The 12,068-nt window shown below is 35.1% G+C and carries 10 protein-coding genes; 2 read left to right on the top strand and 8 right to left on the bottom strand.

Annotated elements, in window-relative coordinates:
- The 3 genes from LC087_RS03310 to LC087_RS03300 all read right to left on the bottom strand — a co-directional run bounded on the left by LC087_RS03310 (position 1) and on the right by LC087_RS03300 (position 2,413).
- Complete coding sequence (locus LC087_RS03310; RefSeq protein WP_226539778.1) at positions 1-684, bottom strand: YknW family membrane protein; 684 nt, start codon at positions 682-684, stop codon at positions 1-3.
- Between the two features lie 268 nt (positions 685-952).
- Complete coding sequence (locus LC087_RS03305) at positions 953-1,603, bottom strand: hypothetical protein (protein ID WP_226539780.1); 651 nt, start codon at positions 1,601-1,603, stop codon at positions 953-955.
- 252 nt (positions 1,604-1,855) lie between these two features.
- A complete protein-coding gene (locus LC087_RS03300; protein ID WP_226539782.1) occupies positions 1,856-2,413 on the bottom strand; it encodes a helix-turn-helix domain-containing protein in 558 nt (185 codons plus the stop codon).
- 95 nt (positions 2,414-2,508) lie between these two features.
- Here LC087_RS03300 and LC087_RS03295 point away from each other — a divergent pair, with 95 nt between their 5' ends.
- On the top strand, positions 2,509-4,011 hold the full coding sequence (locus LC087_RS03295; protein ID WP_226539785.1) for an L-lactate permease: 1,503 nt from the start codon (positions 2,509-2,511) through the stop codon (positions 4,009-4,011).
- Positions 4,012-4,509: 498 nt separating this feature from the next.
- Here LC087_RS03295 and LC087_RS19565 read toward each other — a convergent pair whose 3' ends face one another.
- The 4 genes from LC087_RS19565 to LC087_RS03280 form a co-directional block, all read right to left on the bottom strand.
- Positions 4,510-4,593, bottom strand: coding sequence for a putative holin-like toxin (locus LC087_RS19565; RefSeq protein WP_226539804.1), 84 nt, complete (start codon positions 4,591-4,593; stop codon positions 4,510-4,512).
- Between the two features lie 202 nt (positions 4,594-4,795).
- Positions 4,796-6,616, bottom strand: a complete 1,821-nt coding sequence (locus tag LC087_RS03290; RefSeq protein WP_226539787.1) for an ABC transporter ATP-binding protein — start codon at positions 6,614-6,616, stop codon at positions 4,796-4,798.
- A 15-nt stretch (positions 6,617-6,631) separates the two neighbouring features.
- Positions 6,632-8,383 carry an ABC transporter ATP-binding protein gene (locus tag LC087_RS03285; RefSeq protein WP_226539805.1) on the bottom strand — a complete coding sequence of 584 codons (1,752 nt, stop codon included), beginning with the start codon at positions 8,381-8,383 and terminating at the stop codon, positions 6,632-6,634.
- A gap of 182 nt (positions 8,384-8,565) precedes the next feature.
- Entirely contained in the window at positions 8,566-9,105 is a 540-nt protein-coding gene (locus tag LC087_RS03280) for a flavodoxin family protein (protein ID WP_226539807.1), read from the bottom strand.
- A gap of 133 nt (positions 9,106-9,238) precedes the next feature.
- Between LC087_RS03280 and LC087_RS03275 the strand changes: the two genes are divergently transcribed.
- On the top strand, positions 9,239-9,643 hold the full coding sequence (locus LC087_RS03275) for a hypothetical protein (protein WP_226539789.1): 405 nt from the start codon (positions 9,239-9,241) through the stop codon (positions 9,641-9,643).
- A gap of 46 nt (positions 9,644-9,689) precedes the next feature.
- On the opposite strand, the gene LC087_RS03270 is transcribed toward LC087_RS03275, so the two are convergent.
- Positions 9,690-11,729, bottom strand: a complete 2,040-nt coding sequence (locus LC087_RS03270) for a thioredoxin domain-containing protein (protein ID WP_226539791.1) — start codon at positions 11,727-11,729, stop codon at positions 9,690-9,692.
- Between the last annotated feature and the right edge of the window lie 339 nt (positions 11,730-12,068).

The raw sequence follows: 12,068 nt of genomic DNA, 5'->3' as shown, positions 1-12,068 counted from the left end.
TTACATTCCTCCAAGAGAGGTACTAAATGACGCAGTTACCACGCTAATAATAATTAAGACTAGCAAGAAGGCAATAGAGATAATCCAAGCAGACCTTTTTGATAAGCCAACCACTTTCTCTAAACCAATAGCAAAAATAACTGTAGACCAAATAGTAAATAATTCAATTGAGTTTAAAAAACCTTGGAGTGCCCCTTCGCTTTCAATTAAACTTCCCAAACTAGTAAGCTCTGGAGTTTTTTCACTGATTGAAAAACCTAGAATATAGAATAAAATACTGTTTAATAACGCCCCCACAATTCCTACTACACTTGCATATAAAGCAAAGGAATATAATTGTTTAAAGGTAGGCTTCTTTTGAGCTATTTTTGCAATTATTAAAACAATCACAGCTGAAATTAAGCTTCCTATTGGTACTGCTATTAAAGCACCACCTGTTCCACCTATCATTCCCCAAAACTTTGCCTGTTCTAATGTGACCCCTTCAATTAATTCAGGTTCATAATCATAACTAATTGCTCTCAAAAATCCATCTAAAGCCCATAAAATTATTAAAACCAAAAGCGGCACCCACACCGTCGGTCTTTCTCTCAATCTCTCAAACTGAAGCCCAGGACTCGTGAATACGCCAAATAACGAAGGCTTTTTGTTATCTACATGTGTTGTTTCTGTTTGCATTTCCATAATAAATCCTCCTCTAAAATATGTTTCCATACTATCTACGAGTGCTAAGTGACAAAAGTTTCATTATTTTTAAAAATAAGTTCAATTATCTTTACACCTTCACACTTAAAAACACTCATCAAACATCCATCATTATACTATAAAACCATTAATTTATGGTAGTGTAAAAATTATATTTTTATGGTTACTAAATTGCATGAGCTGTCGTTTTAGTACACAAAAAAACTTGGTCACCTTTGTTAATGGTAGACCAAGTTTTTGTTTTCAATTATGCAGACTCTTCACCAGAAGTTGCTACATTATCTAGTTTTTCTTGTAGGTGAGCATTACGTGCTTCTAATTTTTGTAACAATTCATCTAAAACAGATGAGATTGCTTCATCATCTTCAGATTCTATTGCCTCTTTTAATTGCTCTCTCAATTGTTTTTGTTCTTCTTTTTCAGCTTTACGTGCTTCTTGTTCTTCTTCTGAAAGTTCTGGTTTTTCTCCTTTATGTTTTCCTTTAGATCCACGTTCTTCTTTTAGGGCCGCTCTTTCTTCTTCCGATAACTCTTGTTTATCTTCTTTAGAACCGCGCTCTTCTTTTAACGCTTCACGTTCCTCTTCTGATAATTCTGGTTTTCCTTCTTTACGGTTATTTTTCAGTTCTTCTCTTAATTCTTTATGTTGATCCATTGCTGCTTCCCAACTGTCAAGAGTATCAGGAGAATATTGTTCCACTAGTTGAAGGAGCATGTCATCTTTTTGACCTCCTTTATCATCACATTTACCCTTTTGTTCTCCTTTGTTGGCCTTCTCATTTTCTATCACTTCTGACTTATTTTCCGTTTGTCCATCATCAAGCGCTTCACTTGCAAATGCAAAAGTTGGTACCGCAATAAGTAAAGCTACTCCTAATGTCATCCATTTCTTATTCATGTTTAATCACTCCTTTTTATATTTCATTATTCACTTTAGCCAAAAATCGTAGAAATAATATGTGTGAACCATGTGAAAATGTGTGACAACAAGAATCCAAGACTGTAACAATACAAATAGGAGTAAACATATACATTTTACTCAATAAAAAAAATCTAATCTATTTCTAGAAATAATTCGGTAGTTCGTTACAAATATACTTTTTTCAAGAAGAAAAAAACATTATTACAGAACTTAAAGATTAATATAAATTTATTTTATAGTAGAGTGAATTACTAAATAATAATGACTTTCTTCATCAGTCTTGTTTATAAATCGATGCTCTGTATTTGCTTCAAAATAAAACGAGTCACCTTCGTTTAAATTTTCTTTAAAATCCCCTCCATCTAGTTCAACGGTTATACACCCTTTAGCTACATATATAGTTTCTGTTACACCTTCCTTATGAGCGGGAAATATGCCCGATTCGCTTTTTGGGGGAATTTTATTTAAAATAAATTCGATTCCACTAGAAGGAGCTGAAGGAGAAAGTAAATGCCTCTCAAAACCGAATTTTTTATCTATATAAATTTGTCTTGTCTCTTTCTTTAACACCATTCGATCCTTTTTTCGCTCCTTTTGATCCAATAAATCAGACAATGTTATATTTAACCCTTCAGCAATTTGACAGGCAACTTGAATCGTGGGATTTTTCTCTTCTCGCTCGATTTTAGATAACATAGACGGACTCACCTCACTTAACTGTGACAATTTTTGCAAGGTTATCCCTTTTTGTTTTCGAATTTTTTTTACATTTTTCCCAAAGTGCATTCTTTCACCTCTTTATTTGATTAAAAAATATCTTTACACTTTTTTATACTATAGTATAATTTATTTATCTTATAGTATAAAAAGGACGTGAATATATGTTGAAAGTTATTTTTTCTTTTCTACCACTTATTACAATTATCTTATTCATTTTTATCTTTAAAAAATCAGCCATTTACACAGGACTATTTGTTACTTTTTTAACAGCTACGATTGCTTTATTGCCAATATTTAATATTAGCATAATGGATTTTTCTCATCCACTAATAAAAGCAATCCTTATTACGATTATCATTGCCTATATATTAGTGTTTGGTATTCTTTTATATGAGCTAATGGAAAAAGCGGGGGCAATTTCAAGAATCGCATCCACAATAGCTTCATCTACAAATGACCGAATACACCAGGTAATGCTATTAGCATTGGGATTATCTCCTTTAATAGAGTCATTAAGCGGATTTGGATTAGCTGTGGTTGTCATTGCTCCTATTCTATTAGCTTTAGGATTCACACCTATACAATCTTCTTTAATCTCTTTAACTAGTTTAATAATCATACCATGGGGAACTTTAGCCATGGGGACTATTATTGGAGCTACACTTGGAGAAATTCCCCTTAAGTCATTAGGTGAGGGCACATCTTTGATGATGATCCCACTGTTCATTTATTTCTCTATTTTAATTAGTTATTTTGCTGTAGGTAAAAAACTACTTATTTCGAGAATAAATGAAGTAATTGCCATTGGACTCTTATTAGGGATTTTCACATGGTTTGCGAATCACTTTATTAGCGTTGAAATTGCTGGCATCTTCAGTTCATTAATGATCATATTGTCAATTTTTTGTTTGATTACATTTAAGAACAAGAGAAACGGGATCTATTACATAAAAGATAACAAAAAGGATAATATGAAGACCTTTATTAGTTACATCTCTCCTTACATTCTTTTAATTTTCTTATTATTTTTGTCGAGAACGAGTTCAAGTATTAAGGAAACTTTAAAGGGGATTTCGAACCTTTCTTTACAACAATATAACATTGATTTTTTTCTATTCTTTTCACCAGGTTTTTTCCTTATTATAAGTTGTATTTATTCTATTAGTTTTTTTAAGCTTTCAAAGAAAGATATACTTGTTAGTTCAAAACAGACATTACAAAAATGTATCCCCGTTCTCTTAGCAACATTTTTTTATATTTTCATTTCTGAAATGATGCAGACCGCAGGAATGTTTACTGTTCTTTCTATTCTAGCTTCTGAAACAATGGGATTTGTGTTCCTTTTTATTTCGCCATTAATTGGTGCAATGGGAGGATTTTTAACAGGTAGTAACACAGCTTCTAATACTATGTTCATTCGATTACAAACCGAAACAGCCATTCATATTGGACTTAGTCCTGTATTGCTAGCGACTACTCAAAACGTGAGTTCTTCTCTAATGACAATGGTCAATCCATCACGAGTCACTCTTGGTGCATCTGTTTGTAAAATTAGCCTTCAAGAGAATGTTATTCAAAAGAAAATGGGTCTAATAGGATTGGGAACATTAACAATCATTTTTATCGAGTTAATAATTATTTATTATATTTATAACTTCAAATGAAACAGTTTTACAAATAGGAATTGATTTTTCACCAGAGTTTATTCAAAAGTCTTAGACTATTTCATTCTTTTAAGTAAGGAAGTTTTTCGTTTCACTATTCGGTCTATGGTTCGCTCATGTATTTATCGATGTTTAAAAGGGGCTTGTTATTAGAAATCATTTCTGCAAAGGAAATTGAAATATTTTTCGGATATATATGCATTGTTATTAGTATCACTTGATTATTAACTTTGAATCGGTTCACCCTTCAAAAATAGAAGCAAAATAACAACACTTGAAACAATGAGGAAAGAACTAGATAGTCCAGATTTGGTTTTCTTTTAAAATTCAGTTATAATGATAGTAAGAAAAACATACGATAAGAAAAGACCGCAGGTGTTGGACCACCTACGGTCAATGTACAATAGACGCTCTAAGGGCAATAGTTCCAAATAGAGTGTTAGGAAAAAACCACTCATTAGAAATAACCACCACTTAAAGTATGGGGCTTTGGGGTGGTTATTCTTTATTTTTAAACGACAATATTGCTACAATGAGCGACCCAAAAGCGATCATAGCCATCAATGTTTCAAATACTGTCATACGTCCACCCCCTTTCTATAGGGGAGTGAACTACCACCCTCAAAGCCAATCTATCATACAACATAAATTATATCATCATTCGGACACAAAGAGAAACATTTGTTCTTACTATGATTCATTTCTCTGACCGTGCTTCCCTTTTTTAAGAATCTTTGCATAAGCAAAAGCTTGTGATTCTAATCGACCACAAGCTTTTTTCCTTTCACCCTACTTCAGGTAAGTTAAATTGTACTTTCACTAAATCATAATAGACGCCTTGTGCTTCCATCAGCTCTTGATGTGTCCCTTTTTCCATAATTTCACCGTGATCAAGAACAATAATTTGATTGGCGTCACGAATCGTGGAAAGTCTGTGTGCAATCATGATCGCGGTTCGCCCCTTTAATAACGTCTTCAAAGCGTGTTGAATTTTCATTTCTGTTTCCGTATCAATACTTGCCGTTGCCTCATCCAATATGATAATCCTTGGATTGGCGAGTAATGCCCTTGCAAAAGAAACTAATTGACGTTCTCCTACAGATAGGACGTTCCCTCTCTCTTCTACTTCCGTCAAAAATCCATTAGGTAGTTTGGAAATAAACTCATCAGCACCGACGGCCTCTGCGGCCTTGATAACTTCTTCATCTGTAGCCGACGGCCTACCGAAGCGAATATTTTCCATTATAGTTCCTGAGAAAATAAACGTATCTTGGAGGACAACACTGATTTGCGAACGTAAACTAGTGACCGATAAATCTCGAATGTCATACCCATCAATCATGACTTTTCCGTCTGTTGCATCGTAAAAGCGGCTAATTAAGTTCGCAATGGTCGACTTCCCTGATCCTGTATGGCCCACAAGGGCAACGGTTTCTCCTGCTTTCATTTCAAAGGAAACATCGTTTAACGCTTTGCGGTCATTGTCGTAAGAAAAGGTAACTCCTTGAAATTCAATTTTCCCCTTCATATCCGTTAACTTCATTGCATCTTCTGCTTCAGACACGATCGGTTTTTCATCTAAATATTCAAAGATACGTTCTGATGAAGCCATCCCCATTAACAATTGATTATACACTTGACCTAAACGAGAGATGGGCTCCCAGAACATTCCTAAGTAAAAAGCAAATGAAACAAATTCACCAATGGAGATTTCCCCACCTCGAATTAAAGTTGAACCGTACCAAATTAAGATAGCAGTCCCTACTGCATTGGTCATTTCAACAAATGGGCGAAACATGGCGTTTTTTTTCGTTGCTTCCTGCCAGCTCGAGAAGTTTTCTGTATTGACGCCATCAAAGAATTCAATGTTTTCTTTTTCTTGTGTGTAAGCCTGCGTAACGCGAATACCTTGAATGCTCTCATTTAAATGAGAATTCAGCTTTGATTGCTTAATACGTACATTTTGCCATGAGCGACGAATTTTCTTTCTCAATCTAGTAGAAATAAAAAACATGATCGGCATGATGACCATAATGGCTAAAGCAAGCTTCGCATTAATAGAAAAGAGGATCACGAAAATACCTAATAACAAAAAGATATCCATCAATAAATTAATAACGCCACTTGTAAATAACTCTTGTAATGAATTAATGTCATTCATTATTCGTACAAGGATCGACCCTGCTGATCGTTGATCAAAAAATCGATGCGACAAACTTTGTACGTGTGAAAACAAATGTTGTCTGAGATCATAAATCACATTTTGTCCAAGCTGATTCATCCAGCGAATTCGCAAAAAGTTAGCCACATAGTTGATTAAATATAATCCACTAATGAAGAACAATAACATAATTAATAAACTCTGGTTCTTTTCAATAATGGCTTTCTCTAAAATATAGATTCCTATCAAAATAGGAATTAGTAACCTAACCGCTGTTACTATTATTACGGTTACAAACGATAAAGGTAATAAATTTTTTGTATACGGTTTTAAATAACTAAATAGACGCCACATTTGCTTCCAATTGAAAGGTTTATCAATTGCTTGATCCGAAGAATAATGAAACCTTTCGCGAATCAATTTTTTCTTTTCGTTACTTGTCACGTTTCTCACCGTCCTTTATGAAGATTGTACGATTGCTTTTTGATCTTGAAACTGAATGTCATAGATTCGATGATACGGACCTTCTTTATTTATAAGCTGATCATGCGTTCCTCGCTCGACAATCTCACCGTTTTCTAGTACCAATATTTGATCAGCGTGTTTTAAAGAAGAGATTCGGTGCGCAATAATAAACGTCGTTCTTCCTTTCATCACTTCTTTTAAAGCCTTTTGAATTTGGACTTCCGTTTGCATATCGACCGCACTTGTTGAATCATCAAGTATTAAAATGCTTGGATTTAGACAAAGTGCTCTAGCGATCGCAATTCGCTGCTTCTGACCACCAGATAAACCTAACCCTCTTTCCCCAAGCATTGTGTCGTATCCGTTAGGAAGCTCCATAATAAAATCGTGGGCTTGTGCTCGCTTAGCAGCAGAAAGAATTTCATCCATCGTCGCTTCTGGTTTTCCGTAAGCAATATTCGATTTAATCGTGGAAGAAAATAAAAACGACTCTTGTAAAACAACTCCTATATTTGCCCTCAAGCTTTTTAATGGCAAGTTATTTATAAGGACGTCATCGATTAAAATGGTACCTTCTGTCGGTTCATAAAATCTCGTCAATAGCTGAACAATACTTGTTTTTCCAGAACCCGTTCCTCCAATTAATCCGATTGTTTTTCCAGCATCCACTTTAAATGAAACATCCTTTAAAGCTGCTTCGTTCTCTCCTTCTAAATAGTGCAGGGAAACATGATTGAAACTGACTTTTCCGTTTATTTGATCTTTGTTCATTGTTTGATTTGCGTCCTTAATATCTTCTTCAGCCTCTAATATTTCAAGTAACCGTTCGCCAGATGCCTTTGCTTGTGAAAATAAGTTAATGGTAAACCCTAGATTCATAATCGGCCAAACGAGGTACCATACTAAACTATTAAAAGCCACAAGTTCCCCAGGAGTTAACTCTCCGTTCATCACAAGGAAACCGCCATACGCTAAAAGAGCGACGACACAAATATTACCGATGAACTCCATTAGGGGAAAGAATTTAGCCCATACGTTTGCCGTTGTTAAATAGTTTTCTTTATAAGAACCATTAAATCGATTAAATTTTCCAATTTCAAAGTCTTCTCTCGACAATGATTTTACCGTTTGGATTCCACTAATATTTTCTTGCACTTTCGTATTTAATTTTCCAAACGACTTGCGAATCCCTCTAAAAGCCGGGTGTACCTTTTTATCAAATTGGTAAACAACTACCGCTAAAAAAGGCAAAGCCGCCATGGTTACAAGTGTTAAGTTAACAGAATAATAAAACATAACGGACAGTGTAACGGAAACGAGAAGCAAAAAGCGTAACAGTTCTGAAAATCCGAAAGATAGGAAAAATCGAAACCCTTCTACATCTGCCGTTAGTCTTGACATTAAATCGCCTGTTTTCGCATTATCATAATACTTAAAAGGCAGTCGTTGTAGCTTCTCATACAGTTCGTTTCGAAGCCGATAAACAGAAGTAATTCCAAACATGTCTCCATAATATTGCTGAAAAAAAGTCATCACACCCTTTACAGCCATAATACCAATAAAGCCAAGTGCGATGAAGGAAACGTACTGGTATTGCCCATTTAAAATAATTTCATCAATCGTAAATCGAAGAATTATAGGGTATATCACTGTAATTCCTGTTACGATAAGTAAGCAAATCATCGACCAAATAAAATATTTTTTATAAGGCAAATAAAAGGCTTTTAACTTTTTAAATGTATTCACTTCGATTCCCCCTTTTACAATGTATATATTAATATATCGGTTTTCGAAATATATCGCTAGTGTTTTCATCGATTTTTTTTCAAATTCATTCAATATCATGAAAAGACCTCCATCTAAAGTCTGATGGAAGTCTCATTTATAATGAATACTATTGACTATAAAATTGATTTAGAACAAAACGATTAAGTATGCCGCTTCAACTTCTCATTTATCAAACGGGCTTTAAGAATTGCTCCTTCGTCTTCGTGAACATCTCCTCTTTTTACTCCTTTTCCAATCACATATCCTTTAAAACTCATTCCAACAAAATCAAATATTAATTGAAATTGTTGAATCAGTGGCAGAGCTTTCACCTCTACCTCACCGCCACCTGTAATAATCAAGTAAGCCTCTTTTCCTTTTACTCTCTCTTTAAAGTCAAGACGTTCATCACGCATAGCTTGCGACCATCGATCAACGAAGTTTTTCATTAACCCAGTCATTCCATACCAATATAAAGGTGTGACAAACACGATAACATCATGATTCAAGAATTGATTAATCAGTTGATCAAAGTCATCATCGACTGGATCAAAGCCACCTTGATCATGACGTTGATCACGAATAGGATGGATCGAATAATTTCGCAAATAAATAGATTGATGCACAATATCGGTTAATAAATATTGGGCAAGCACTTCACTATTTCCTTCTTCACGGGAGCTTCCGTATATAGACAACACACTCATATCTATCACTCTCTTCATCTTTTGGTAATACTATACCATATTGTTTCACATAAATAGAAACATTATAATGAAATGTAACTATTTATTGTGAAGGACGTCTTATTAAGTAAGAAAGGGATGATGAACTATGTTTCGATTAAACTCACTTATTTTTCTCGTCATATTTACAGCCCTTATCACAACTGCATGTGGGACAGGTCAAAAAAATGACGTTTCAGAAGAAGTCGCGCAACAAGACTCTTCTACAGAAGAAAACGAAAATAAAGATAGTGAAACAAAAGAAGAAGATCAAAAAGAGGAAACAACAGAACCAGTTGAAGATGGAGTGGTAACGATGGAACGTTATGAGAAAGCAGGTTATGGTATTTCTTATAAAGAGCTTGTGCATATCATGGGCTCAAAAGGAAAAATGTTATCCAATGAAAATGGCGTGATTGTTTATTCATGGCCAGCCTTTGAATCTGTCGGTGGAAAAGAAGTTCAGTTCACTTTCACTAATGGTGAACTCACTCATAAAGAGATTATCAAATAAGAGCTATCCCTTCCGAAAAACTGATATCGGAAGGGCTCATTTTTAATTAAAAATGAGCCAGCAAACTTGCTATATTTGTTGTCGGCTGCTGACAAGCATAATTTTGACACACATATAAGGTTGGTTGATTGTCAATCATATGATAGCTTGTTATAAAAGGTGCAATAAATTTCCACTCCTTAACATCCTCCGCGAATATGATGGACCAGCCATAGGTGACCTTTTTTTGAATCTCCTTCTTCAATTGCTCGGCATTCAAGTACTTCCCAACAATGACGGCTTCCCGTTGTTGTTGGTGCATTTCAAGGACACTTTGAAGAAAGAATGTATGTCCACTTCCATACGAATGAACTTGCGCATAGAACCTCTTCCACATTTGATTGACTTTGTCCAACCACTCATCGTTATTCGTTAGTCTTCCTAGTCGAACGAGTATTGAAGAAGCAACACCATTCCCAGAAGGAATCGCCCCATCATAAATTTCCATTTCCCTCATAATAAGCTCTTCTGAATCATAAGCTGTAAAGTAAAATCCACCGTCTCCCCAAAACTTTTCAATAAGGTTATTTGCCAAATCCATTGCTTTCTCTATATACGTCCGTTTGTATGTTGCTTCATAAAGTTCAATGTATGCCCACAACAGAAAAGCGTAATCATCAAGATAAGCATCATATTTCACTTCTCCATCTCGATAACGAGCTTTTAATTGACCATCTACGAATAAGTGATTCTCAACAAAATCGATTGCTTTCTCAGCTAATTGAAGCATGTTTTTATTTTGAAAAACACTGCTTGCTTTAGCCAATCCCGCAATCATTAATCCATTCCATGAGGTTAAGATTTTATCATCAACATGAGGGTAAGTTCTTTTTTCCCTTGTCTCTAGTAGTTTTTTCCGTGCTTTTTCAACTAGCTTGTCGAGCTCCCCAACACTAAGCTGATGCGATTCTGCCACTTTCTCAATGTTTGTATAAAGTTGATTAAGAATGTTCTTCCCTTCAAAATTCCCTCCCTCCGTCACACCATATAAATCACAAAAAATAGCTCCTTGATCTCCTAATACTTCAAGAATTTCTTCCTTGTCCCAGACGTAATACTTCCCTTCAATCCCTTCCGTATCGGCATCAATAGCAGAATAGAACGCTCCCCTTTCATTTACCATTTCACGTTCTAAAAATAAGGTTACCTGTTCACAAATCAATCGATATTTCTCTTTCTTTAAATGCTGATATCCTTCGGCATATGTATAAAGTAGTAGGGCGTTGTCATAAAGCATCTTCTCAAAATGAGGAACGAGCCAGCGCTGATCAGTAGAATATCTAGCGAAACCAAAACCGATGTGATCATAAATCCCCCCTTGTGCCATTCGATCCAACGTTTTTTCGACAAAATGGTACGCTTGCTCATTTTCAGTTTGATACGCATATCTCATCAAAAACTGAAGCATATGGGGAATTGGAAATTTTGGCGCTTGACCGAACCCACCATAAATCGAGTCAAAACTTTGCGATAATTGCTGAAAAGCTTGATGAACCTCTTCTATTCCAAGAATTTCGCTCGAAATTATCCTTCCCTTTCTTTGCAGTGCCTCTGTCAATTGTTTGGCTGCTTTTATTACATGGTCTCCCTCTTGATGATATTTATGAGAAAGCTGAACAATTGCACTTTTAAAACCTACTCGTCCATATTTACTTTCTTTCGGAAAATACGTTCCAGCATAAAATGGCTCTTGATCAGGCGTTAAAAAGACATTAAGCGGCCATCCTCCTTGCCCCGTTAACATTTGACATGCTTGCATATAAACCGAATCAATATCAGGGCGTTCTTCTCGATCCACTTTAATAGCCACGAAATGCTCATTAAGTAAATCAGCGACTTCTTGATCTTCAAAGCTTTCGTGAGCCATCACATGACACCAATGACAAGTCGAATAACCGATACTTAAAAAAACAGGTTTGTTCTCCTTTTTCGCTTTTTCAAACGCTTCTTCACACCATGGATACCAATCCACTGGGTTATGGGCGTGTTGTAATAAATATGGAGATTTCTCAGCGATTAATCTATTGGGTATTTTATTAGTTGACATGAGTGCATCACCTACCTCTTTATTGAATTTGTTTGAGTACTATTTTAACACGTATTTTATTTTCTAATGCACCCTTTGTCTTATGATAAATATACAAAAAAAAAAGACGATATCCCTTTAGTTAAGGATAACGTCTTTTTCAAAGTTTTTTTGCTTTACATTAATTTCATTTTGTTCAAATATTCTTCCTAGCGTTTTATTTAGATCACCAAGTGCGTTTGAACTTGGTTCATTTTATGTTTTAACCTTAAAAGAGGTTGTTCAAAAAGCCCTAAAAAAATGTCGGATGAATAACTTTGTTGGTTTGCTTTTCCGACACTCCGACGCCAGGATTGGCTA

The organism is Bacillus carboniphilus (genome assembly GCF_020524035.2).
Lineage (GTDB): Bacteria > Bacillota > Bacilli > Bacillales > JAIVKR01 > Bacillus_CC.
The sequence above is the reverse complement of the archived record's forward strand: the minus strand, read 5'-3'. Positions and strand labels throughout refer to the sequence as shown.

Coding starts and splice junctions, on each gene's coding strand:
- LC087_RS03310 (WP_226539778.1), bottom strand. CDS start 684: ATGGAAATGCAAACAGAAACAACACATGTAGATAACAAAAAGCCTTCG.
- LC087_RS03305 (WP_226539780.1), bottom strand. CDS start 1,603: ATGAATAAGAAATGGATGACATTAGGAGTAGCTTTACTTATTGCGGTA.
- LC087_RS03300 (WP_226539782.1), bottom strand. CDS start 2,413: ATGCACTTTGGGAAAAATGTAAAAAAAATTCGAAAACAAAAAGGGATA.
- LC087_RS03295 (WP_226539785.1), top strand. CDS start 2,509: ATGTTGAAAGTTATTTTTTCTTTTCTACCACTTATTACAATTATCTTA.
- LC087_RS19565 (WP_226539804.1), bottom strand. CDS start 4,593: ATGACAGTATTTGAAACATTGATGGCTATGATCGCTTTTGGGTCGCTC.
- LC087_RS03275 (WP_226539789.1), top strand. CDS start 9,239: ATGTTTCGATTAAACTCACTTATTTTTCTCGTCATATTTACAGCCCTT.
- LC087_RS03270 (WP_226539791.1), bottom strand. CDS start 11,729: ATGTCAACTAATAAAATACCCAATAGATTAATCGCTGAGAAATCTCCA.